General features: G+C 71.1%; 17 protein-coding genes. 6 read left to right on the plus strand and 11 right to left on the minus strand.

Annotated elements, in window-relative coordinates; all coding sequences use genetic code 11:
* Positions 1 to 110 precede the first annotated feature (110 nt).
* From ACIF80_RS03190 to ACIF80_RS03200, 3 genes are all read right to left on the minus strand, one after another.
* Positions 111 to 1,961, minus strand: a complete 1,851-nt coding sequence (locus tag ACIF80_RS03190; protein ID WP_399798683.1) for a serine/threonine-protein kinase — start codon at positions 1,959 to 1,961, stop codon at positions 111 to 113.
* Positions 1,962 to 2,129: 168 nt separating this feature from the next.
* Positions 2,130 to 4,931, minus strand: coding sequence for a protein kinase (locus ACIF80_RS03195; RefSeq protein WP_399798686.1), 2,802 nt, complete (start codon positions 4,929 to 4,931; stop codon positions 2,130 to 2,132).
* Between the two features lie 153 nt (positions 4,932 to 5,084).
* On the minus strand, positions 5,085 to 7,148 hold the full coding sequence (locus ACIF80_RS03200) for a protein kinase (protein WP_399798688.1): 2,064 nt from the start codon (positions 7,146 to 7,148) through the stop codon (positions 5,085 to 5,087).
* Between the two features lie 170 nt (positions 7,149 to 7,318).
* On the opposite strand from ACIF80_RS03200, the gene ACIF80_RS03205 reads away from it, so the two are divergent.
* Entirely contained in the window at positions 7,319 to 8,362 is a 1,044-nt protein-coding gene (locus ACIF80_RS03205; protein WP_399798691.1) for a serine hydrolase domain-containing protein, read from the plus strand.
* Between the two features lie 223 nt (positions 8,363 to 8,585).
* Here the strand turns inward: ACIF80_RS03205 and ACIF80_RS03210 are convergent, their stop codons facing one another.
* Positions 8,586 to 10,292, minus strand: coding sequence for a glycerol-3-phosphate dehydrogenase/oxidase (locus ACIF80_RS03210; protein WP_399798693.1), 1,707 nt, complete (start codon positions 10,290 to 10,292; stop codon positions 8,586 to 8,588).
* Positions 10,293 to 10,562: 270 nt separating this feature from the next.
* On the opposite strand from ACIF80_RS03210, the gene ACIF80_RS03215 reads away from it, so the two are divergent.
* Positions 10,563 to 11,771: a nucleotide sugar dehydrogenase gene (locus ACIF80_RS03215; RefSeq protein WP_399798695.1), complete on the plus strand. Its 1,209-nt coding sequence runs from the start codon at positions 10,563 to 10,565 to the stop codon at positions 11,769 to 11,771.
* Positions 11,772 to 12,522: 751 nt separating this feature from the next.
* Here ACIF80_RS03215 and ACIF80_RS03220 read toward each other — a convergent pair.
* Both ACIF80_RS03220 and ACIF80_RS03225 read right to left on the minus strand, forming a co-directional pair.
* The gene (locus tag ACIF80_RS03220; protein ID WP_399799415.1) at positions 12,523 to 12,846 is read right to left on the minus strand and encodes a hypothetical protein; all 324 of its coding nucleotides are present in this window, start codon (positions 12,844 to 12,846) and stop codon (positions 12,523 to 12,525) included.
* Positions 12,771 to 13,373, minus strand: coding sequence for a helix-turn-helix domain-containing protein (locus ACIF80_RS03225; RefSeq protein ID WP_399798697.1), 603 nt, complete (start codon positions 13,371 to 13,373; stop codon positions 12,771 to 12,773). Before ACIF80_RS03225 ends, ACIF80_RS03220 begins: the two co-directional genes overlap by 76 nt.
* Before the next feature lie 206 nt (positions 13,374 to 13,579).
* Between ACIF80_RS03225 and ACIF80_RS03230 the strand changes: the two genes are divergently transcribed.
* Positions 13,580 to 14,440 carry an SDR family oxidoreductase gene (locus ACIF80_RS03230; RefSeq protein ID WP_399798699.1) on the plus strand — a complete coding sequence of 287 codons (861 nt, stop codon included), beginning with the start codon at positions 13,580 to 13,582 and terminating at the stop codon, positions 14,438 to 14,440.
* Between the two features lie 732 nt (positions 14,441 to 15,172).
* On the opposite strand, the gene ACIF80_RS03235 is transcribed toward ACIF80_RS03230, so the two are convergent.
* The 4 genes from ACIF80_RS03235 to ACIF80_RS03250 form a co-directional block, all read right to left on the minus strand.
* A complete protein-coding gene (locus tag ACIF80_RS03235; protein ID WP_055591954.1) occupies positions 15,173 to 16,297 on the minus strand; it encodes a GuaB3 family IMP dehydrogenase-related protein in 1,125 nt (374 codons plus the stop codon).
* A gap of 262 nt (positions 16,298 to 16,559) precedes the next feature.
* Positions 16,560 to 18,068, minus strand: a complete 1,509-nt coding sequence (gene guaB, locus ACIF80_RS03240) for an IMP dehydrogenase (protein WP_399798702.1) — start codon at positions 18,066 to 18,068, stop codon at positions 16,560 to 16,562.
* 175 nt (positions 18,069 to 18,243) lie between these two features.
* The gene (locus ACIF80_RS03245; protein ID WP_055591952.1) at positions 18,244 to 18,831 is read right to left on the minus strand and encodes a sigma-70 family RNA polymerase sigma factor; all 588 of its coding nucleotides are present in this window, start codon (positions 18,829 to 18,831) and stop codon (positions 18,244 to 18,246) included.
* Between the two features lie 519 nt (positions 18,832 to 19,350).
* A complete protein-coding gene (locus ACIF80_RS03250; RefSeq protein ID WP_003948568.1) occupies positions 19,351 to 19,962 on the minus strand; it encodes a response regulator transcription factor in 612 nt (203 codons plus the stop codon).
* 380 nt (positions 19,963 to 20,342) lie between these two features.
* On the opposite strand from ACIF80_RS03250, the gene ACIF80_RS03255 reads away from it, so the two are divergent.
* A complete protein-coding gene (locus ACIF80_RS03255) occupies positions 20,343 to 20,759 on the plus strand; it encodes a WhiB family transcriptional regulator (RefSeq protein ID WP_399798705.1) in 417 nt (138 codons plus the stop codon).
* Positions 20,760 to 20,949: 190 nt separating this feature from the next.
* Here the strand turns inward: ACIF80_RS03255 and ACIF80_RS03260 are convergent, their stop codons facing one another.
* A complete protein-coding gene (locus ACIF80_RS03260) occupies positions 20,950 to 21,846 on the minus strand; it encodes a LysR family transcriptional regulator (protein ID WP_399798707.1) in 897 nt (298 codons plus the stop codon).
* An 81-nt stretch (positions 21,847 to 21,927) separates the two neighbouring features.
* On the opposite strand from ACIF80_RS03260, the gene ACIF80_RS03265 reads away from it, so the two are divergent.
* Together ACIF80_RS03265 and ACIF80_RS03270 are read left to right on the plus strand one after the other, a co-directional pair.
* Positions 21,928 to 22,644: an MOSC domain-containing protein gene (locus tag ACIF80_RS03265; protein ID WP_399798710.1), complete on the plus strand. Its 717-nt coding sequence runs from the start codon at positions 21,928 to 21,930 to the stop codon at positions 22,642 to 22,644.
* A gap of 274 nt (positions 22,645 to 22,918) precedes the next feature.
* Positions 22,919 to 24,499: a multicopper oxidase family protein gene (locus tag ACIF80_RS03270; protein WP_399798712.1), complete on the plus strand. Its 1,581-nt coding sequence runs from the start codon at positions 22,919 to 22,921 to the stop codon at positions 24,497 to 24,499.
* Positions 24,500 to 24,580 lie beyond the last annotated feature (81 nt).

Raw genomic sequence — 24,580 nt, forward strand, 5'->3', positions numbered from 1 at the left:
TCATGCCCCACCGGATGTCATCCCTCCGGTAGGCCTATTCGGCCAAGCGCCGCCGTCACGGAACCGTCGCGGAACCGGCCAGTCGGGTCCCCCGGGGGCCGGGACCTGTCCTAGCGGGGTTCCCGCCACCCCCGCAGGACCGTTTCGAACTGCTTGTTCGTGGTGGCCCAGTCCTCGGCCGGGGACGCCATGTAGATCGCGTACTCGACTCCGTCACGGGAGATGTACATCTGGTCGACGGCCTGGTACGGCCCTGGGAACTCCGTGTCCTTCGCCAGCGCGGTCCAGGTGTACTCCAGCCGCGCGCTCTCACGGTCACGGTAGACACGGCGTTCCAGACCCACCTGTTGGTAGTCGACCAGCCGCTGCCCTATCTGCTGGTCCAGATCGCTCAGGTGCTCGTACGGGTCGTCGAAGTCGGGGGAGTCGTCGGCGGCGATACGGATGAAGCTCCTGCCTCCGTCGGGCGTGTAGTCGACCTGTCGCGTCTCCTCGTCGAAGACGACCCGTTCCCAGTCGTCGCCGGGCAGGACGATGCTGAAGCCGAACGGGTCGTCGCGGCGCACCCAGCCCGCCGGAAGCCCACCCGTCTGCGCACTGTCGTCCGCACCGGTCTTCTCAGGCGTGGGCGTCGGTGTCGGCTTGTCGAAGGGCGACGCCGAACTGCCGCTGTCCTGTGCCTTGCCGTCGTCCCTTTGGATGAGCAGCATCGCGGTCCCTCCGCCGACGAGCGCGGCCAGGACCACGACCAGGGCGATCAGAGACCCTCGCCCGAGCCGCCGCGGCCCGGCGGTGGTGACGCCCCCGGAAGGCGACTGGACGGCCGTGGCACCGGGGCCCCCGCCGCCCGGCAGACCAGAAGTCGCACCGGTCGTACCGGGGGCACCAGGAGGGACGCCGGTCGCGCCGGGTGCAGGTCCGGCCTCTGTGCCGGCCGCCGGTGGAAAGTACGACGGCGGCGGCACGGCACCCGCACCGGCACCCGCCGCTGGCGCGTACGCCGTCGATCCCGGCGGCCATGACGACGGCGCCGGCGAATGCGACGGCAATGGCGATGGCGATGGCGATGACGAATGCGACATCGGCCCCGACGGCATCCGGGTGCCGTCGGCCTGCGTCGGCACGTACATCTGCGCCGAGGCGGGCCGCCGCCCCTCCGCCGCTTCGGCGAGCATCTGCTCGGTCGCCTCCGCGTCGGGCCGTGCGGCCGGATCCTTGCACAGGAGTGCGCTGATGACGGGCGCGAGCGGGCCGGCGTACGGCGGCTCGTCGGCCTCCTCCTCCACGACCGCCTGCATGGTGGTCAGCGGAGACGTGCGGCGGAACGGCGATCTGCCCTCCACCGCCGTGTACAGCGTCGCACCGAGCGCCCAGAGGTCCGAGGCGGGGCCGGGATCCAGACCGCGGATCCGCTCGGGTGCCAGGTAGTCGACCGAGCCGACGACCTCTCCGGTACGGGTGATCCCCGTGTCGCCCTCGATCTGCGCGATGCCGAAGTCGGTGAGCAGCACACGTCCGTCGCCGCCGAGGAGCACGTTGCCCGGCTTGACGTCGCGGTGCACCACCCCGGCGGCGTGCGCGGCGCGCAGCGCGCGCAGCACCCACAGGCCGATACGGGCCGCCTCGCGGGGCTCGATGCGCTCCCGCTCCTTGACGGCGTCGGCGAGCGAATGGCCCTCCACCAGCTCCATGACGATCCACGGCCGGCCGTCGTGCTCCAGCACGTCGTGCACGGTGACGACCGCGGAGTGGTTGATCCGTGCCGCCGCGCGTGCCTCGGCGCGGGTACGCGCCAGCATCATGGCCTGGTCCCCGTCGGAGACGTAGAGCGCGGCGGTCAACTCCTTGATGGCCACGGACCGGTGCAGCACCTCATCATGCGCGCGCCACACCCGGCCCATGCCACCGCTGCCGATGGCATCACCCAGCCGGTAGCGACCCGCGACGAGCAGGCCCTGCATCTGATTCACCTTGCCCCGCAATGGTCTTGACAGGGCCAGGTTAGGTTTCCGGGGTCCGGCCTGGGAACAGCGGGCGGGCCATGGAAACCGCACTGTGATGGTTGCCACTGCGGGGAACGCACGGCGACGGATGCGACAGCAGCGACTGCTGAGGCGTACGGCAACGGATCAGCCGGTGAACCGGTAGGTCGCCGAGGCCTGCTCGAACAGCCGTGTCACCTCGTCGCGTTCCCCCTCCGGGCCGCGTACCTGCAGCACGTGGTACCGGCCGTCGATCAGCGCCGCGAGGTTGCGGATGTACAGCTCGCCGCTGTCGCCGGTCCAGGTGAACTGGCCCTCCGCCATGGCCCGTCCGCCCACCTCGATGGTCTTCAGACCGGTGGAGGTGGCCCAGCTGGAGTCGCGGTACGGCTGAAGCTCGCGCTCGTCGTCCCGCTGATAGGCCATCGGGTCGTCTCCGTACTGCGCGGCGCTGTCCCGGCCGGGTACGACGATCAGCTCGAAGTCGCCGCTGGAGTAGAGAACCTGACCGCTGCCGTTCTTCCCGGTGCGCTGCCAGCCCTTCGCCACGGCGACGCTGAAGCCCTCCGGGTCCTTGCGCAGGGTGAAGCCCTCGGGGACCGCGGGGTCGTCGGGAGCGGTGGTCTGTGTCTCGTCGGCCGTGCCGGACTCCCCGGTGCCGCCCTCCGGGCTCTTCGGATCCCCCGGATCCGCCGAGGAGTCACCGGATCCCGGCGCGCCGCCCGCCTCCTGCGACGGAGACGCCTCGCCGGTCGTCCCGGCCGCGCCGGTGCGGTCGGCCGCCCCCCCGGTCTCCTCACCGGCCTTCGGCATGAACATCACGGCGTACGCGATCGCCGCGGCCATGGCGAGCAGCACCAGCAGGAGCAGGGTGCGGCCCAGCCGGCGCGGGGACCCCGCCTCCTGTTTGGCGCGCTTGTGCCGTCCGTGGTGCGCGGGCAGTCCGGCGCGGCGCCTGCGCACCAGCTCGCCCCGGCGGCGCACGATCGGCAGCCGGCTGGTGTCGACCGGCGGTGCCGCTATGACGTGCACGCCGGCTTCCGGCTCGGGCGCCGACCGCACCAGCGAACGCAGCCAGCCGCGCAACTCCTCGAAGTCGAGCCGCTCGGTGGGATCCTGGCGCAGGAGCGACTCCACGACCGGCCTGAGCGGCCCGCACTCCTCGGCGAACGCGGCGGGCTCGGCGCACACCATCTGCACCAGCTCGGCCGTCGAATCCTCCGGGTAGGGCGCGTGTCCCTGTACGGCCCGGAACAGAAGCGCGCCCAGCGCCCACAGGTCGGTCGCGGGGCCGATGGGCGCGGCCAGCTGCCAGTTCTCGTGCACGGGACCGGCCTGCTCCGGTGCCCACCGCTCCGTCACGGGGCCGACGACGGCCATCCTCGCCTGTCGTGCCCGCTCGGCGGCCAACGCGGTGGCGGGGCCCCGGCGCGCGGACGCGTGGGCCGCCGGCTCGTCCCAACGAGCGGCCGGGACGACTCCGCCGGGAGGTGCAGCCCCGGCCGGGCCTGTCACGCCGGTCGCGGGGCCGAGCACGGGTGCCGGCACAAACCCGCCGGGCGGCAGGGCGGTACGCCCGGGCCCGTCGGCTCCGCCGAGGCCGCTGCCGCTGCCGCTGCCGCTGCCGCTGGGCAACTGTGGGCTATTGGTTCCCGGTTCGGCGGCGGGGGCGCTGCGGGGCGTGGCGCCGTGCCAGCCGGTGGCCTCCACCCCGTACGGGTCGGCTATCAGCCCCGGCGGGACCGCACCGGTCCCGCTCCCGCCCGGAGTACCCGGGGTACCCGACGAACCATTGGTGTGCGGTGCGAGGGCGGCCGGGCCGCCGTCCCCGGTGGCGGAAGCGGCGCCGGGCAGGGCGGTTCGGCCCAACCGCTGTGCCTCCTGCACCCGGGCAGCGGCACGAGCACCCGCCCGGTACGCGGCGATCGCCCCCGCGCGGGCGGCCCTTACGTCCTCGGCGCTGTCGCTGGCACGCGGGGCCTCCGTGGCAGATGCCCCACCACCCGGGTCCGCCGCCCCGCTCCCGGGCAGCCGGCCGGCCCGCGCCTCGATGGCGGCCCGTCGCACGGCATCAGGATTCGATTCGGGGCCGGGGCCGGGGCCGGGGCCGGGGCCGGCGGTGAAGCCGGGAGGCCACGACGGAGTGCGCCCTGGCGCTTGTGGCGGAATACCGGTTCCCGTGGGTGCCACGGGTCCCAGGGCCTCGGCTGTCGAGCCCGCGCCCGCCCCCGGCACCGCCGGGGGCGGAACAGCCTTACCCGGAACAGCAGTACCCGTAACAGCCGTACCCGGAGAGGCGGTTTCCGGAAGGAACGTGTCAGGAGCAGGCACCGGGTCGTACCCGCACAGCGCCTCTTCCGCCGCGCCGACCGCGAGACCGGTCAGCATCACACGGCCGTCGTCGCAGACCAGCACCGTGCGCGGGGTGATGTTCCGGTGCACCCAGCCGTGGCCGTGCAGGACCCGCACGGCCATCAGGACGTCGGCGGCGACCTCGGCCGCCCGGTACGGGGTCAGCGGCCGCTCGGCCAGCAGCGCCGCCAGCGGCCGGGCGGACACCAGTTCGCTGACGATCCAGAGGGAACCGCCCTCCGCGAACACGTCGAAGACCTGGTCCAGCCGCGGATGGTCGGGGATGGCCGCCGCGGCCTGCGCGGCCTCGACCGCTCGCCGCACCACGGGGTCGGTGGGCCGCCGCGTGCTCGCGCGATCGGCCGTACGCCCGCCGGCCCGGCGGGCGCTTCCGTCACGCGCCGTGAAACCGTCGGGCAGGCCTTCCGCGTCGAGCACCTCGGCCTCGACGACCTCCGGCAACGGGACCTGCCTGACCAGGACTTCCTGCCCGCTGTAGGTGTCGAAGGCGCGGGTCTCGGTCAGTTCGTACTCGTCGGAGGGCGGCAACGGCAGGCGGTAGCGGTCAGCGAGAACCCGCCCCGCGTATTCGTCCACTGCGCCTCCCCCGGCTTTATGGTCGGTCAGGTCCGCTCGCCCAGCGGCCTGTTCCGGCTGCGTACGGTCCGCAAACACTCACGATACGTGCCGGAGGCAACCCGAAGAGAGGGGATGCCACATCTCCCTCCCCAATCAGGCGGCCACTCATGCTCAGGACTTGGGTTCAAAGGACTGCGTCAGCGCCTGCCAGGTCTCCTTGCGCTGCTCACCGTCCCAGCCGTCGGCCTTTGCCGTGTACATCAGTGCATACCCGACCCGGCCGTCCACGACGAACCCCCGGTCGATGGTCCGGTACTTCGTACCGCCGTCCACGTAGGTGAATTCCCAGTCGGCGGTGTTCCACCCCCGGTAGTCCACCGCCTCTATTCGGACCCTCTTGTACTGCGAACGCACCATGTAGCGTTCCTGGTTCTTCCAGTCGGCCACCGGGTCGCCCTTCGGCGTGGACGTCCAGGCGATGAGCAGCTTCTGTCCGTCGGGCCCGGTGAACCGGTCCCCGGCCGTTCCCGTCGATTCGTACTTCCAGCCCTCGGGCAGCCCGATCGTGTAGCCCTGGTTCCCTTCGTGCGTCTCCGCCACCGGGGCGTCCCCGCCGGTCCCGGCCGAGCCGTCCGACCCGCTGTCGCCCGCTCCGGCGTCGGTGTCGCCGGATCCCGCTCCCGTGCCGGCGCCCTTCGATTCGGCCGCCTCACCGTCGGTTCGGGTGCCGTCGCCCTCACCGGCCTCGGAACCGTCATCCTTCTTGGTGTCGGCGCTGGGCGCCTGGCCGGAGGTCGCCTGCTCCGTACCGCCCTTCGCCCCCGCGCCGCCTTCGTCGCCGAGCGTCAGGGCGAGCACGACACCGAGCACGGCAAGCACCACGACCACCGCGATGACGACCAGCGTCCGCCGCGGCACCACATCGGTGAGCGACGCCTTCGGCGCGGGCCGCGACGGCAGGTCCGGCGGCGTCATCACGGGCCACCCCGAATCCCGGGCGCCCGGCGCCGGGTTCGACGCCGGCCCGGAAGCCGGGCCGGACACCGTACCGGACCCACGGACCCCGGCCGGGCCGCCCGGCCGCGCCCTGCTTCCGGCGTCCGTTCCAGCCCGAGCCGTCGTCGGCGCGGCGGCCGGGGCCGCAGAGGTCGCCGAGGCAGCCTTGCCGGCCGTCGAACCGGCGGCACCGCTGCCGGACTTGGCGCGCGTCGCAGCCGCGGAACCGGCCGCCTCCGCGGCCTTCCGAACGGAGCGCATCGCGCCGCGCAGCTTCTCCCCGGCCTCCTCGCCGCCCCGCCTGCCCCTGCCACGTCCACCGGGCAGTTCGGGCAGCGGCACGACCTTCGTCGCGTCCACCGGTTCCGACCCGCCGCCCTTGGTCTCGGGCGCGTTGATCACCGCGTTCAGCATGGCCCGCGAACCGGCGTCGTCGAGCCGCTGGGCCGGGTCCTTGGCGAGCAGCCCGTAGATGACGTCCCTGAGCGGTCCCGCGTTCTTGGGCTCCTCGAGCGGCTCGGTCATCACCGCCGTGAGCGTCGCGATCGCGGACCCCTTGTCGTACGGCGGTGTGCCCTCCACCGCCGCGTACAGCAGCCCGCCGAGCGACCACAGGTCGGCCGCCGGCCCCGGCTTGTGCCCGCGGGCCCGCTCCGGGGAGATGTACGAGGGGGCACCGACCAGCATGCCGGTCGAGGTGATGGACGGGTCGCCCTCGACCTGGGCGATGCCGAAGTCGGTGAGCACGACCCGGCCGTCCTCGGCGATCAGCACGTTCGACGGCTTCACATCGCGGTGCAGGATGCCCTCGCGGTGCGCGGAACGCAGCACGTCGAGCACCGCGAGCCCGACCTCGGCAGCCCGCCGGGGCTCCAGCAGACCGTCCTCCCGGATGGCCTCGGCGAGCGACTTGCCCTCGACGAGTTCCATCACGATCCAGGGCCGGTCGTCCTCCTGGACCACGTCGAAGACCGTCACGGCACTGTTGTTACGGATCCGCGCGATCGCCTTGGCCTCGCGCAGCGTCCGTGTGATCAGCCGCCGTTTCTCCTCCTCGTCGATGCTCGACGGGAAGCGAAGCTCCTTGACGGCGACGGTCCGCCCCAAGGTTTCGTCCTCGGCGCGCCACACCGTCCCCATGCCGCCGCGGCCGAGCACATCCCCCAGCCGGTACCGCCCGGCGAGCAGACGTGCGCTCTCGTCCTGACGGGTTGTCCCCGCCCGCTCCGGCTCCGACATGCGTCCCCTCATGCAACCCGCCCCGACAGAGCCTTCATTGTCCCTCACCCGACAAGTGCTCAGCGCCCAGGGTGCCCCTGGCCGTACCCCCTCCCCGGCGCACCCGAAACCCGGGTGAAGGACGCGCTCCGCGGCCCTGCATGATGTCCCTCGGACAAGAGGGGAACCGGATGCCATCGCCCAGGACGCTCTTGACCATCGCCGTGTCCGTGGCCCTGCTCTCCCTGGCGCCGCCGGTCTCCTCGGCGCTGTCGGCCCCTCCCTCGGATGCGCTCCTTCCGCTGCTGGTCACACAGGGTGGAGCCCCGGCGGCGGCCCTGTTGGCCGTGGACGAATCCGGCCCGCGTCATGCCCTCGCCGGCGAGGGCATGAGCCGGACCGACCACTTCCGCGCCGGCAGCATCACGAAGACGTTCATCGCGACGCTCGTACTGCAACTGGCGGACGAGCACCGCCTGTCGCTGTCCGACACCGTGGAAGAACATCTGCCGAAACTGGTACGAGGAGAGGGCAACGACGGCCGCGCGCTGACCCTGCGTTCTCTGCTCAACCACACCAGCGGCCTCTACGACTTCGTCACGGACACCCAGGGCACGGTCCCCGTCACTCCCCATCAGGCACTGCGTATCGCACTCACCCACTCCCCGGCCGACCCCGGCCGTTTCTCCTACTCGAACACCAACTACGTCCTGCTCGGCCTGGTCGTCGAACAAGTCACCGGCCACTCGTACGCCACCGAGGCCGAGCGGCGCATCATCGCTCCGCTGCGGCTGACGGGCACCTCCTTCCCCGGCTCCCGCTCCTCCCTGCCCTCTCCGCACGGCCGCGCCTACGCCACCGACGGAACCGATGTCACCGAACTCGACCCGCGGGTGGCCGGCGCGGCGGGCGAACTGGTGACCACGCTCGCCGACCTGGACCGCTTCTACGCGGGACTGCTGGGCGGTGAACTGCTGCCCCCGCGCCGGCTGCGCGAGATGCTCGACACCCGTGCCACACACGGCTCGTACGGCATGGGCCTGTTCCCCGTGAAACTTCCGTGCGGCACCACCGTATGGGGGCACAACGGACACATTTCCGGCAGCTACGTGCGCAGTGCAGCCACCGTCGACGGTCGGCATGTCCTCACCTTCCGGGTGAACACGGACGCGATAGCGGTCCCCGGCCTCGAACCCGCGGTGCTCGCGGCCGAGTTCTGCCCTCGCACCCCGTAGAACGGCCGGGTTCCGAACGGAGATCCCAGTTCATGACACTCATTCGAGTGAACGTGAACCCGGATTCCCCGGGGCAGGCCCGACCAGCCCGGCCTGCCCCGGCACCCGCGGGACCGCCCCCGGCACCACGGCACGCTCCGGACCGGCCCGAGCAGCCCCGAACCGACCCGGACCGCTCCGGATTCCCTCCGCTCCGATACGCCGATACGCCGGCGGCACCGCCCTACAACGGAATGATGTCCGGAGCCCCCAGCCTGGCCGCGTCCGCCGTCAGGTCGTCCGGCTGCCGCTGCGACTCCCGCTCGGCCTCCACCCGCTTCTCGTAGTGCTGCACCTCGCGTTCGATCCGCTCCTTGTCCCAGCCCAGCACCGGCGCCATCAGCTCGGCGGCCTCCCGGGCGCTGCGCGTCCCCCGGTCGAACGTCTCGATCGAGATGCGGGTGCGCCGGGTCAGCACGTCGTCCAGATGCCGCGCTCCCTCGTGCGAGGCGGCATAGGTGATCTCGGCGCGCAAATAGTCGTCGGCCGCCTGCAGCGGTTGGCCCAGCGAGGGGTCCCCGACGACGAGTTCCAGGACCTCTTCGGCCAGCGACCCGTAGCGGTTCAGCAGGTGCTCGACCCGCACCACGTGCAGTCCGGTGCGTGCGGCGATCCGCGCCCGCGCGTTCCACAGCGCCCGGTACCCTTCGGCCCCGACCAGCGGCGTGTCCTCGGTGACGCAGGCGGCGACCCGTGCGTCGAGTCCGTGCACGGCTTCGTCCACCGCGTCCTTGGCCATCACGCGGTACGTCGTGTACTTGCCGCCCGCGACCACCACGAGTCCGGGTACGGGATGCGCCACGGTGTGCTCCCGCGACAGCTTGCTGGTCGCGTCGGACTCACCGGCGAGCAGTGGCCGCAGACCGGCGAACACGCCTTGGACGTCGTCCCTCGTGAGCGGGACCGCGAGCACCGAGTTCACGTGCTCGAGCAGGTAGTCGATGTCCGCGCTGGACGCGGCCGGGTGCGCCTTGTCGAGGTCCCAGTCGGTGTCCGTGGTCCCGACGATCCAGTGCCGGCCCCACGGGATGACGAACAGGACGGACTTCTCCGTGCGCAGGATGAGCCCGGTGGTGGAGTGGATGCGGTCCTTGGGGACGACCAGGTGGATGCCCTTGGAGGCCCTTACGTGGAACCGGCCCCGTTCGCCCACCATCGCCTGGGTGTCGTCGGTCCACACCCCGGTGGCGTTGACGACCTGTTTGGCGCGGACTTCGTACTCCCCGCCGCCCTCGACGTCCTGTACCCGGGCACCGACGACCCGTTCGCCCTCGCGCAGGAATCCGGTCACCCGCGCGCGGTTGGCGACCTTCGCGCCGTATGCCGCCGCGGTGCGCACCAGCGTCGTCACGAACCGCGCGTCGTCCATTTGGGCGTCGTAGTACTGCAACGCCCCGACCAGGGCGTCCTTCTTCAGGCACGGTGCCACGCGCAGCGCGTGACGGCGGCTCAGGTGCCGGTGCACGGGCAGCCCTCGTCCGTGTCCGGGAGCCATCGACATGGCGTCGTAGAGCGCGACGCCCGCGCCGGCGTACAGCCGCTCCCAGCCCTTGTGCTGCAGCGGGTAGAGGAACGGCACCGGTTTCACCAGGTGCGGGGCGAGCTTCTCCAGCAGCAGACCGCGTTCCTTCAGCGCCTCCCGTACGAGGGCGAAGTCGAGCATTTCCAGGTAGCGCAGACCTCCGTGGATCAGTTTGCTGGACCGGCTGGACGTGCCCGACGCCCAGTCACGTGCCTCGACCAGTCCTGTGGACAGGCCGCGTGTCACGGCGTCCAGCGCGGTGCCCGCACCGACCACGCCGCTGCCCACCACCAGCACGTCCAGTTCACGCTCCGCCATGGATGCGAGGGACTCGGCGCGCTCCGCCGGTCCCAGTGTCGCTGTCCTCACCGCTGCCTCCCGCTCATCGGTCGCATCGGCCGCACCCGTCGGGCGAAGCCCGGCCCCCTCCCTCATGCCCAAATTCTCGCCGGGTTGTCCGACTTCAGCCACCACGCACCCCGGCCTGTGGACACCTCTTGCCTCGACTCGGCGAAACTCGGCCGATCAATACAGCAAATCGGTCATATTTACTCCTAGTCTGACATTGCGCTCGCTCGTTCTGTCCACAGGGCTTGCGCACCTGTCCCGCTTCGGTTACTGGGAAGGACGGCCCACGCCATGCCCGCAGATCTCGCCGTCATCGGACTCGGCCCCTACGGCCTGCCCCTGGCCCAGGCCGCCGTCGCCGCCGGCATCCCCACCATCGGCTACCGGACCGGCCCGGAGCCCGCCTCCCTCAGCCCCGCCGAGCTGCGCCGCATGATCGCGCAGGGGTTCCGCGCGATCACCGGCCCCGCCGAGCTCGGCCGGGTACGCACCGCGGTCATCTGCGCACCGGTTCCGCGCGGCGCGGAAGGAGGGCTGGATCTCGGCCAGGTGGAAGCGGCGGCCCGTACCCTGGCCGCGCGGCTGCGCCCGCACACCACGGTGATCCTCGAGTCCCCGGCACCCCCCGGGACGACCGAGGAGTTCCTCCGCCCCCTGCTCGAATCCGGATCCGGCCTCCGCGCGGGCCGTGACTTCCACCTCGCCTACTCCCCCAGCCGCGTCGACCCCGGCAACCGCGACTTCACCCCCGCCAACACGCCGAAGGTCATCGGCGGGCTCACCCCGGCCTGCACCGAGTCGGCCGCCGCGTTCTACGGAAGGCTCAGCGACAAGGTCGTCCGCGCGCGGGGCCCGCGGGAAGCGGAGACCGTGCAGTTGCTGGAGACCAATTTCCGCCACGTCAACACCGCCCTCGTCAACGAGATGGCCGTACTCTGCCACGATCTGGGCGTCGACCTGTGGGACGTCATCCGCTGTGCGGAGACCAAGCCCTTCGGCTTCCACTCCTTCCGCCCCGGCCCCGGTGTCGGCGGCCACTCCGTCGTCCAGGACCTGACCGCCCACACGGGACGCACCCTGCGGATGGCGGAACTCGCCCAACAGGTCAACGGCCGCATGCCCCACTACGTCGTACAGCGCGCCGCCGCACTCCTCAACGAGCACGGCAAGTCGGCACGCGGCGCACGCGTGCTGCTCCTCGGCGTCACCTACAAGGCCGACCTCGCCGACCAGCAGGGCAGCCCCGCGCGGGAGATCGCGATGCGGCTGATGGAGCTGGGGGCCTCCGTCAGCTACCACGACCCGCATGTCCCGTCCTGGAGCGTGCTCGACCGCCCCCTCCCCCGCGCGGACTCCTTGTACGAGGCCGCCGCCGACGCCGATCTGACGATCCTGCTCCAGCAGCACCGCACGTACGACCTCCAGGGCCTTTCCGTGAAGGCCCAGCTGCTGCTGGACACGCGCGGGGCCACACCGACGGGGGCAGCGCACCGGTTGTGAGAGAGGGCGCCCGCGGCTCACCGTGCTCCAGGGCTCGGTGGTGGGCGGTGTCCCGCGCGGGTACCTTGGGAGGCAGGTGGAGCCCACCGCAGCGGGTACTGCGGCAGGCTCCAGGCGGTTCACGGAGTGTCCACCCCTAGGTCCTGCAGGGGTGGCCGCTCACCATCCGAAAATCCGCGAAATCCACCTCCTCCGGCACTTCACCGGCCTTGGGGCACATCGGCACAGCGGTTAACGCCAAGCCGTTGATCATGGACTTAGGGCCCGCCGTAGACCTGTCTACGGCAGTTCGGCGTTCAGGTGGGGCTGGGGCCTGGAGCCGCTCACGGAGGTCGGCCTCCTCGGCGGTGAGCGGGTCCTCGGGTCGGCGGATGCGTCCGGGCCCGGGCCGTAGCGCCGGGCCGTCGTCCGCCGCGGTGGCCTCGGCTTCGGCAAGTGCCCGGCAGCCCCGGGTGCGGCAGGCGCCGCCGGCGGGTGCGTCACAATCCGGGCAGTCATGACGTTCTGCCGCCAATGCGGCCTGATCGGGCGTGAGATCCATGCCCGGATCCCCTCAGAAGCGTCTCGCACAACACGTCGGTTTCGAGAGGCCTTTTGCGAACGGCGACCTGCGGAAACGTGATCACTCCGGAGGCTTTCTCAGAACTCTCGCAGATGAACATGTGCGGGAAACAGCGTGTCGGCGATCTCGCTCCGACCCTGGATCTACATCACTGCGCCGTAGCTGGAGGAGCGTCCACCGCTGTGGCAGTCATGGGATGGACCCGTCCATCATGCGCTGAGTGCCGATGGTGGCGAGCAGGGCGAGTCTGCTGTCGGATTCACTGCCGGGTTCGGCTGTGTACATCAAGATCCGCAGGTCGTGGCGCTGGGTGGTGAGGATGTCGCAGTCCAGGTCGAGGGTCCCGACCTCGGAATGGACGACCCTCTTGATGGTCGGGCCGTGTTCGGCGATCTCGTGACGCTGCCAGAGTTTGCGGAACTGCGTGCTTGTCTCGTTCAGCCGTGCGGCGAGCTGTCGCGGCTGGGCGTCGTCGGGGTAGCGGCCGGTACTGCGTCGCAGGTCGGCGACCAGGGACGCGTCGAGGGCTTCGGCGCTGCCGGGCCGTACAGGTGGCAGTCCGAGGTGCCGGTGAAGTGCAGCCACAGCAAATTGCGGTCGGCTTCCCGCACCTGGGAGGGGTCGCCCGCCAGCGCCGCCCACAAGCGGTTCCAGAGCAGGAGGTTCCACATCGCGTCGAAGACGGCCACGGGCCGTTCGCCGGTGCGTTCCACCAGGCGGCGGATGCTCGCGGGCACCAGCCGGCTGATGCGTCCACCGCCGGTGGCGTGCCCGGCCAGACGGAACAGGTGCTCCTGTTCGGTGTCGCCGAGCTGCAGTGCCCGGGCGAGCGCGGCGCACACCTGCGCCGAGGGCGCCGAGGCCCGCCCCTGCTCCAGGCGCACGATGTAGTCGACGGAGACACCCGCCAGCACGGCCAGCTCCTCGCGCCGCAGCCCTTTGGTACGCCGGGCGGTGTTCGCCGGCAGACCCGCCATGTGCGGGGTCAGCCGCTCGCGCCACACCCGCAGGATCGCGGCCAGCTCACCGGAGTCGCTCATGGAATCCATGGTCGCAGCACACACCGGGAACAGCCTGGTACTCCCGTTACCAGGAAGAAGCGTCTCTGGCCCGGGTCGGCGGTGCGCCGCACACTGGCGACCATGACCATCGCGCTGATCATCGGAGCGCGTTCTTCGACGCCGACGGCGTCAGCCCCTGGCGGCCGCAGCCGCCCCCACCGCTCCTACGAGGAGGAAACCCGTTCATGATCGTCGTCACCGGGGCCACCGGCCAGCTCGGCCGCCAGGTCATCGAGCACCTGCTCCTGCGCGGTGTGCCGGCCGGCCAGGTCGTCGCAGCCGCCCGCACCCCCGCCAAGGCGGCCGGTCTCGCCGCCCTGGGCGTCGAGGTCCGCACCGCCGACTACGACCGACCCGAGACCCTGTCGGCGGCTTTCGCGGGAGCCGACAAGGTCCTGCTGGTCTCCTCCACCGGCTCGGACGCCACGCGTATCGCCCAACACCGCTCGGCCATCGACGCCGCGGCCAAGTGCGGCGTGGGCCTTTTCGCCTACACCTCGGTCACCCGCGCCCCCACCAACCCGATGGGCCTGGCACGAGTGCACCGTGCCACCGAGCAGGCCATCGTCGACGCCGGCCTGCCCGCCGTCGTGCTGCGCAACGGCTGGTACACCGAGAACCACACCGCCGCCCTGCCCGGGGCCGTCGCGCGCGGCACCCTCACCGGCAGCGCGGGCGACGGGCGGATCGCCTCTGCGACCCGGGCGGACCTCGCCGAAGCCGCAGCCGTCGTCCTCACCCTTGACGATCAGGCCGGGAAGACCTACGACCTCACCGGTGACACCGCCTGGACACTGCCCGAACTCGCGGCCGAGGCCGCGGCACAATCCGGCACGCCTCTCGCCTACACCGATCTCCCCGCCGAGCAGTACCGGCAGATCCTCCGCCAGGCCGGACTGCCCGAACCTGCCGTCGACCTGATCGTCGACGCCGACGTACAGATCTCCCACGGCGCCCTGGCCCACGTCACCGGCGACCTGACCAGCCTCCTGGGCCGGCCCGCCACACCGCTGTCCGTCACCGTCGCCCAGACCCTGGGCACCTGACCGCCAGGTGTCACGCGGCCCGCACCCGCACGGCCGCCACCGGCGACACCCTGACAGAGACGTCTGGCAACGCCCGGCCCGGAGAGACGGAGGGCTCCCGGACTCTCCTGCTCCTCGTCGTCCTCATCGAGCCCGGCGGCGTCCGGATCACGCAGAGGGCCCGTACGAAGCGGCCTGCTCATCGGTCAAGAACTCCACTGGCATGGACCTGACCTTATTGACGTCCACAGCCGGCCAGGGATCATCCGCCGAACCCCGCCACCGGGCCGACCGCTTGTGGTAGGCGCTCAAGATCATCGGCTCAGCGTTAACCGCTGTACCGATGTGCTCCAAGGCACTTCACCGTCCACAGACGGATCCGGCCCCAGTGGGTGGGCTTGCGGTGACGGCCCATGGGCACACCCCCCCTTCCACGAGGCCGCCCGTCAGCCCGGTGGGGCGGTCCGTTCGGAATCGGGCCGGGCCCCGAAGGGCGGGGCCCGGAACGTCTTCCTTGGAAGGGGGCGACCCGGAGAACCGAGCCGCCGGACACGGACGCCACCGCCCCGAATCGGCTCATCTCCCGATATTCGCGCCGAAGGCAACCGAGCGCCCCTCTGCCGCCCCACGCGTCCCCACCCATCACGGCACCGCCCTCACGGACACACGACGGGGCCCGGCCACCCCCACATGGGTGGCCGGGCCCCGTCATCGCCTCAAGGGCATCGCGCTCCGGGCGAGCGCGGCGTCACGTCATCGCCGGTGCTGCGAGTCCGCCACCGTCACCTCGACGCGCTGGAACTCCTTCAGCTCGCTGTAACCGGTGGTGGCCATGGCGCGGCGCAGGGCGCCGAAGAGGTTCATCGAGCCGTCGGGCGTGTGCGACGGGCCGGTGAGGATCTCCTCGATGGTACCGACGGTGCCGAGGTCGACCTTCTTGCCGCGCGGCAGCTCCTCGTTCACCGCCTCCATGCCCCAGTGGTTGCCCTTGCCCGGACCGTCGGTGGCACGCGCGAGCGGGGAGCCCATCATCACCGCGTCGGCGCCACAGGCGATCGCCTTGGGCAGGTCGCCCGACCAGCCCACACCGCCGTCCGCGATCACGTGCACGTACCGGCCGCCGGACTCGTCCATGTAGTCACGGCGGGCAGCGGCCACGTCCGCGACCGCGGTGGCCATGGGGACCTGGATGCCGAGCACATTGCGGGTGGTGTGCGCGGCGCCGCCGCCGAAGCCCACCAGGACACCGGCCGCGCCGGTACGCATCAGGTGCAGGGCCGCGGTGTAGGTGGCGCAGCCGCCGACGATCACCGGGACGTCGAGTTCGTAGATGAACTGCTTCAGGTTGAGCGGCTCGTGCGAGCCGGAGACGTGCTCCGCGGAGACGGTCGTACCGCGGATCACGAAGATGTCCACGCCGGCGTCGACGACGGCCTTGGAGAACTGCGCGGTGCGCTGCGGGGAGAGCGCGGCCGCGGTGACCACGCCCGAGTCGCGCACCTCCTTGATGCGCTGCCCGATCAGCTCCTCCTTGATGGGAGCGGCGTAGATCTCCTGGAAGCGGCGCGTGGCCGTCTCGGCGTCCAGTTCGGCGATCTCGTCGAGCAGCGGTTGCGGGTCCTCGTACCGCGTCCACAGTCCTTCGAGGTTCAGCACGCCGAGGCCGCCGAGCTCACCGATGCGGATCGCCGTGGCCGGGGAGACGACCGAGTCCATGGGGGCGGCCAGGAAGGGCAGCTCAAAGCGGTAGGCGTCGATCTGCCAGGCGATCGAGACCTCCTTCGGGTCCCGCGTACGGCGGCTGGGGACGACGGCGATGTCGTCGAAGGCGTACGCCCTGCGGCCGCGCTTGCCGCGCCCGATCTCGATCTCAGTCACGTTTGTGGCCTTTCCCTATGCGTTGCAGCACTTTCCAGTATCCCCGACAGTCCCGCCCCGCCCCGCCCGGACGAACGGCGAGGGCGGCCCGGGAGAGGTCCGGGCCGCCCTCGGACGACTGTCACGCGCCCGTGCGCCCCGTCGTACGGCCTGCACGCGTACGGCCTGCACGCGTGTGCGCTGTGCGCGTGGGGCACGCGCGAGGCATGCGGGGCCGTCGCTGTCGGACGGCCGTCTCGCGCGGACTCGGGCTGTCAGGCTGTCAGCGCTTGTTGCTGTAGTTGGGTGCTTCCACGGTCATCTGGATGTCGTGCGGGTGGCTCTCCTTGAGTCCCGCGGAGGTGATCCGCACGAAACGGCCGTTCGCCTGCAGGTCGGGGACGGTCTGGCCGCCGACGTAGAACATCGACTGCCGCAGGCCTCCGACCAGCTGGTGGACCACCGAGGAGAGCGGGCCGCGATAGGGCACCTGGCCCTCGATGCCCTCGGGGACGAGCTGCTCGTCGGAGGCGACGCCCTCCTGGAAGTAGCGGTCCTTGGAGAACGACTTGCGGTCGCCGCGGGTCTGCATCGCGCCGAGCGACCCCATGCCGCGGTACGACTTGAACTGCTTGCCGTTGATGAACAGCAGCTCGCCCGGAGACTCCTCGCATCCCGCGAGCAGCGATCCCAGCATCACCGTGTCGGCGCCCGCCACCAGGGCCTTGGCGATGTCGCCGGAGTACTGCAGGCCGCCGTCGCCGATGACCGGGACGCCGGCGTCCTTGGCCGCGAGCGCGGCTTCGTAGATCGCGGTGACCTGCGGCACTCCCACGCCGGCGACGACGCGCGTGGTGCAGATGGAACCGGGGCCGACGCCGACCTTGATGCCGTCGCAGCCCGCGTCGACCAGTGCCTTCGCGCCGTCGCGCGTGGCGACGTTGCCGCCGATGACGTCGACGCCGCTGGAGTTCGATTTGATCTTGGCGACCATGTCGCCGACGAGGCGGGAGTGGCCGTGCGCGGTGTCGACGACGATGAAGTCGGCGCCCGCCTCGATCAGCGCCTGGGCGCGCTCGAAGGCGTCGCCGGCCACGCCGACCGCGGCACCGACCAGCAGCCGGCCCTCGCCGTCCTTGGCGGCGAGCGGGTACTGCTCGGCCTTGACGAAGTCCTTGACCGTGATCAGGCCCTTGAGGACGCCGTGGTCGTCGACCAGCGGAAGCTTCTCGATCTTGTGGCGGCGCAGCAGCTGCATGGCGTCCGCGCCGGAGATGCCGACCTTGCCGGTGACCAGCGGCATCGGCGTCATGACCTCGCGCACCTGCTGGGAGCGGTCCGTCTCGAAGGTCATGTCACGGTTGGTGACTATGCCGAGGAGCTTCTTGTTGCCGTCGGTGACCGGGACACCGCTGATACGGAACTTGGCGCACAGGGCGTCGGCTTCGGCGATGGTGGCGTCCGGGTGGATGGTGATCGGGTCGGTGACCATCCCGGACTCGGAGCGCTTCACCAGGTCGACCTGGTTCGCCTGGTCCTCGATGGACAGGTTGCGGTGCAGGACACCGACTCCGCCCTGGCGGGCCATCGCGATCGCCATGCGCGATTCGGTCACCTTGTCCATGGCGGCGGACAGCAGCGGGATGTTGACCCGCACGTTCCTGGAGACGTGCGAGGCGGTGTCGATCTCGTCGGGCGCCATGTCCGACGCGCCCGGCAGCAGCAGCACGTCGTCGTAGGTCAGCCCGAGTGTCGCGAATTTACCGGGCACTCCGTCGACGTTCGCAGTCATGACACCTTCCCCAAATGGCCTTGATCGGTGCGGATGCCCATGCTAACGGGAAGTAGAGGTGTCTCATTCCACCGTTCCACAAGGCTCCGATATTCGTATGTTCGTACGGAATCAGCCGCGCGTCCGTTCATCGCCCAAGAGGCGACCGGGCGGCGGATGGTTTCCGCAACGGCGGTTACTGCTCCGCCAGAGCGCGCAGCCGGCTCAGGGCGCGGTGCTGGGCGACCCGGACGGCGCCGGGTGACATTCCCAACATCTGACCGGTCTCCTCCGCCGTGAGGCCCACGGCGATCCGCAGCAGAAGCAGTTCGCGCTGGTTCTCGGGCAGGTTGGCCATCAGCTTCTTGGCCCATTCGGCATCGCTGCTGAGCAGGGCGCGCTCCTCCGGGCCGAGGGAGTCGTCGGGACGCTCGGGCATCTCGTCGGAGGGCACGGCCGTCAGACCTGGGTGACGCATCGCGGCGCGCTGCAGGTCGGCGACCTTGTGTGCGGCGATGGCGAAGACGAACGCCTCGAAGGGGCGGCCGGTGTCCTTGTAGCGGGGCAGTGCCAGAAGCACCGCCACACAGACCTCCTGAGCGAGGTCCTCGACGAAGTGCCGGGCGTCGCCCGGGAGCCGGGACAGCCGGGTACGGCAGTACCGCAGTGCCAGGGGGTGGACATGGGCGAGCAGATCGTGCGTGGCCTGCTCGTCCCCGTCGACGGCTCGGTGGACGAGCGCACCGATCGCCCCTTGGGCAGTGCCCGCCTCGTCGTCGCGCATCGGTCCATGGTGCCTTGCGGGCGTCGGCTCCGTGGCACCCCGTCCGTTGTTGTGCACCGAAGCGTTATGAGCAGGTGCGCCGGAACTCATCTCCTGCGCCCTCCTCTTCCGCTCGACCGACTTGTCCCCAAGGAACTCCACACCTCAAGGATGCGTCATCCGCGGCGAAACAGGCACAGGGCACCCGGCCACCGCCTCCGGTGCCCTGGTGAACCGGGCATTTCACGTCCGTGCCGAGGCAGTGCGCACGGACGTCCACAGGGCCTGTCGTGACGACCGCAGGACCTGTCGTCCGGATCGGTCCGGGGCCGTCCACCGGGGCGGGCGCCCCGCCGGACCACGGGCTGCGTCCAGCGGGGCGACGACAGCCCGCGCCGGGGACATCGTCCGCCTCCGACACGATCCCGCAAGAGTGCGAGCCGGGCGGGTGCGGTCCGGGCGGGTTCATCCGCGCGCCCCCACCCGCCGGCCACCGCTCGATGCCGCGCACCGAAGCCGGTCCGATCCGAAGGACAGGCCCTAGCGCACCAGGCCCCACCGGAATCCGAGCGCCACCGCATGGGCCCGGTCCGACGCTCCGAGCTTCTTGAAGAGCCGCCGGGCGTGTGTCTTGACGGTGTCCTCGGAGAGGAACAGTTCGCGGCCGATCTCGGCGTTGGAGCGGCCGTGACTCATGCCTTCGAGGACCTGGATCTCACGCGCGGTGAGCGTGGGCGCCGCGCCCATCTCCGCCGAGCGCAGCCGCCGCGGGGCGAGCCGCCAGGTCGGGTCGGCGAGGGCCTGCGTGACCGTCGCCCGCAGTTCCGCGCGGGAGGCGTCCTTGTGCAGATAGCCACGGGCGCCGGCGGCCACCGCGAGCGCCACGCCGTCGAGGTCCTCGGCGACGGTGAGCATGATGATCCGCGCGCCGGGGTCGGCGGACAGCAGCCGCCGGACGGTCTCGACACCCCCCAGGCCGGGCATGCGCACGTCCATCAGAATCAGGTCAGAGCGGTCGGCTCCCCAGCGGCGGAGGACTTCCTCGCCGTTGGCGGCCGTCGTCACGCGCTCGACGCCGGGCACGGTCGCGACCGCGCGGCGGAGCGCTTCTCGGGCAAGCGGGGAGTCGTCGCAGACGAGGACGGAAGTCATGACCGCCCTCCGCAGCTGATGCGCGTCACCTTGAGCCTCCAGGCTGGTACGAAATCGTCACCCGTGCGGTCGACCGCTTCGGACACCTGCCCGAGCGCTTGTTCCTTCAACCGCCTCGCACTCTCAACGACGGTCACTCAAAAGAGTTACGGGGCCGTCTGCCGTCTTCGGCACTCTACGTGAGGGGACGGACACGGTGCAGACACGCGCGGGAGACCCTCGAACTTTCATCACAACCCGTGCCCCGTTCGGCCCCTTTTCTTCCCATTTGCTGGTGTCTGAGGCTAGATTCGCAATGAGTCATATTTTCATCTCCTTGGATCGTAGTTGTACGGTCGTGGACACCGGATCCGCCCAGAACGGCTACAAGGGGTCACGTAATGGCAGATTTCTCCCGCCTTCCAGGACCGAACGCGGACCTGTGGGACTGGCAGCTCCTGGCCGCATGCCGCGGGGTGGACAGCTCGCTCTTCTTCCACCCCGAGGGTGAGCGCGGGGCGGCACGAAGTGCTCGCGAGAACTCGGCCAAAGAGGTCTGCATGAGGTGCCCGGTACGCGCCGAGTGCGCCGCCCACGCCCTGGCCGTACGCGAGCCGTACGGCGTGTGGGGCGGGCTGACCGAGGACGAGCGCGAAGAACTGATGGGCCGGGCGCGCCACCGGCTGGTGTCGGCACCGACACCGGCACCGGCACCGACGTCGGCGACATCGACACCGGCCCCGGGTTCACCGACGACATCGGCGGTGTCGGCGCCCGTTCCGGCATCGGTCGGCGAGCACGCCGCTTCGAACAACTGAAGGAACGTTTCTTCACCTCGGGCACACACGTGTGCCCTTTGCTTTTCGTGGGGTTCCGCCCTCCCTGTGCCACCGGAGCGACGACAGAGGGGAGACGGCGACCCGACCGGACACGAGAAGGGGCGGAACGGGACGGGACAGGCCGGAAGAGTGTCGGCCTTCCGTAATGCCGGGCTCCGGCCGGCTCCGGCTAACGGCCGCCCGCGCGCGCCAGCTGGTCGAGTGTCGCGCCGACCGCGGGCACCTGGGCGAGGTCCGGGAGGGTCAGGGCGACGATCTCCCGCCGCACCGCGGGCTCCAGAGCGACAGTGCGCACACCCCTGGGCCGTACGGACTCGATGGCCAGTTGGGGCAGGACGGCCACCCCGAGCCCCGCGCCGACCAGGCCGGCCACAGCGGGGTAGTCGTCGGTCGCGAAGTCGATGCGGGGGGTGAAACCGGCCGTCTCGCACACCTCCACCAGTTGCCCCCGGCAGCGCGGACAGCCGGCGATCCACGGCTCCTCGGCGAGTTCCCCTATGGCCAGGGACTCCACGTCCGCCAGCGGGTGCCGCTCGGGCAGGAGTCCCACCAGCCGGTCCGTGAGGAGCGGCCGCACGACGAGGTCGTCCCACTCCTCCGCACCCGCCGCCCCTTCGTAGCGGAAGGCGAGGGCCACGTCGCAGTCGCCGTCCCGCAGCATCTCGACGGACCGGGGCGGTTCGGCCTCCTCCAGGGAGACACGGGTGCCCGGGTGGGCGTCGCGGAGCGCGGCGAGTGCTGTCGGGACGAGCGTCGAGCTGCCGCTGGGAAAGGACACGAGCCGTACCCGTCCCGCCCGCAGCCCGGCGATGGCGGCGATCTCCTCCTCGGCGGCTGTCAGCCCGGCGAGGATGCCGGCGGCATGACGCACCAGCGCGTCCCCGGCCTGCGTCATGCGCATCTCCCGTCCGGTGCGGACGAGCAGCGGCGTGCCCACGGACGCCTCCAGCGCCTTCATCTGCTGACTGACGGCGGGCTGGGTGCAGCCCAGTTCCCTGGCCGCCGCCGAGAACGAACCGGTGGTGGCCACGGCGCGCAGCACTCGGAGATGACGGGCCTCGATCACACTCAGAGAATAAGCCGTCCTTTGACGTGGCACTGAATATCGCTTCGCCGCTTTGGTCCCGCATCGCTTACGGTGCGCCCCATGAAGCTTCTGTCTGTGAACCTGGGTCGCCCCAAGGCCGTGCCGTACACGGACCAGCCCGAGGGTCTGACCGGCATCGACAAGCAGCCGGCGGACGGACCGGTGCGGGTGACGGCACCGGGACCGAAAGGGGTCGGCGCGAGCGGACTGGCCGGGGACGCGGTGTGCGAGACGCGGCACCACGGGGGCGACGACCAGGCGGTGTACGCGATGGCCCGCGAGGACCTCGACGAGTGGGAAGGCGTGCTGGGGCGCACACTGCCGAACGGCTCGTTCGGGGAGAACCTCACCACTGAGGGAATCGACCTGTCCGGCGCCCGGATCGGTGAACGGTGGGCCATCGGGTCCGAGGTGATGCTGGAGGTCACCTCCGGTCGCATTCCCTGTCGCACCTTCCAGGGCCATCTGGGTGAGAAGGGCTGGGTGAAGCGGTTCACGCAGCGGGGCGCGCCGGGTGCGTATCTGCGGGTGATCAGGCCCGGTGCGATCCGGGCGGGCGACGCGATACGGATCGTGCACCGGCCGGATCACGAGGTGACGGTCGCTCTGCAGTTCCGGGCGGTGACGACCGAGCAGACTCTGCTGCCGCTGCTGCTGGCGGCGGGCGAAGCCCTCCACCCGGAGGCACTGGCGAGGGCACGGAAGTACAAGGAGAAGTACGAGGAGAACCCCGGGTCGAAGACCGGGATGAAGTCCGGGGCGGTCCAGGGCTCCTGATGGGCGGCCACTGCTCACCGGCCATGGACTGCCGGGCCGTCCCATGAGCACAGAGCACCGAGCACCTGCTCCTGTCCGGTCGGTCGGTCCGTCGGTCCGTCGGTCCGTCGGTCCGTCGGTCCGTCGGTCCGTCGGTCCGTCGACAGAAGGCTGCTGGGCACCCCCCTCGGGGTAAACCCCTGATCCTGGGCGAGGGTTGGGTCAGGGATGGTTCCGGGGATGTCCCGATGTCCGGCGGGCCGTGATCCAGGACGCTCGAAGCATGTCTCGTCACATGTCCAAGAACGCGGCGCCGGACGGGGGAAGTCCGCCCGGCGCCCCCCGCCGCGCATTCCGCTGGAAGCGCCTTGTCGCCGTACTCGGCTCACTGGTCACCGTGTTCGCCGTGGCCGTCGGCGGCCTGTTCGCCTGGCTGTGGACCGGCGCCGAAGTCAGCACGGTGGGCAGGACGCCGTTCGACAACGCCCTGGCGATACCGCCGTTGGCCGATTCGACCGTGGAGAAGGACGGCACACGGGTCTTCGACCTGCGCATGCAGGCGGGCGAGACGGAGTTCCGCGCCGGGAAGAGGACCGCGACCTGGGGATTCAACGGCTCCTACCTCGGCCCGACGCTGCGGGCGGAGCGTGGCGAGAAGGTACGGGTGCGGGTCAGCAACCGTCTGAACGAGGCGTCCTCCGTGCACTGGCACGGAATGCACCTGCCGGCCCGCATGGACGGCGGCCCGCACCAGATGATCGCCCCGGGCGCCACCTGGACACCGCACTGGACCGTGGACCAGCCGGCGGCGACGCTCTGGTACCACCCTCACCCGCACGGCAGGACCGAGGAACACGTCCGGCGTGGTCTCGCCGGCCTGTTCCTCCTCGACGACGAGAAGTCCGCGCGCCTGCCCCTGCCGAAGCGGTACGGCGTCGACGATCTGCCGGTCGTCGTGCAGGACGTCCGTTTCGACGGCACGCGGCTGGCCGGGGACCACGGGATGATGCAGAACGCGGGCTTCCTGGGTGACCGGACCATGGTCAACGGCACACTGAACCCCTATCGGGAGGTGCGCGACGAGCTGATACGACTGCGGCTGGTCAACGCGTCCACCGCCCGTACCTACGCCTTCGGTTTCCCGGACGACCGTGACTTCTCGCTGATCGGCACGGACGGCGGACTGCTGGAGCGGCCCGCGGTGATGGACCGGGTGCAGTTGTCGCCGGGCGAGCGCGCCGAGATCGTCGTGCGGGTCGAGGCGGGTGAGCGGGTGATGCTCCGGAGCTTTCCCCAGGAGAACTACGGGGGCTTCTGGCAGCAGCGGTTCGGCGGTGGCGACGATTCCTTCGACATACTGGAGTTGCGGGCCGCCCGGCAGCTGCGGGCGTCGCCCGAGTTGCCGGCCACGCTCACCGAGCCGGAGCTGCCCGACGGCGACGAGGCGGTACGGGGGCGGCACTTCGATCTGAAGCTGTCCGGGATAAACGGCCGGTCGATGGACATGGGGCGCGTCGACGACACCGTCACCCGCGGGACGACGGAGGTGTGGACGGTACGCAACACGAACGGCATGCCGCACAACTTCCACGTGCACGACGTGCAGTTCCGCGTGCTGGAGGTGAACGGGTCGGCTCCGCCGGCGGCCCTGCGCGGGCCGAAGGACACGGTGTTCGTCCCGCACGGCACGACGATGAAGCTGGCACTGCGCTTCACCGGTCCGGCCGACCCGGACGTTCCGTACATGTACCACTGCCATCTGCTGTACCACGAGGACGAAGGGATGATGGGCCAGTTCGTGGTGGTCGGGAAAGGCCGGTCGGCCGGTACCCCGCCGGGTCATGCCGGGCACGGGGACGGAGACGGAAACGGGTAGAAGGGCGGGGCGGGTGGAGGGGCGGGCGCGGGGGTGACTGATCCGGTCGGGCTTCAGTGCACCGACCGGGACGGCGACGCC

The organism is Streptomyces sp. NPDC085927 (assembly GCF_044540975.1).
GTDB classification, from domain to species: domain Bacteria; phylum Actinomycetota; class Actinomycetes; order Streptomycetales; family Streptomycetaceae; genus Streptomyces; species Streptomyces hirsutus.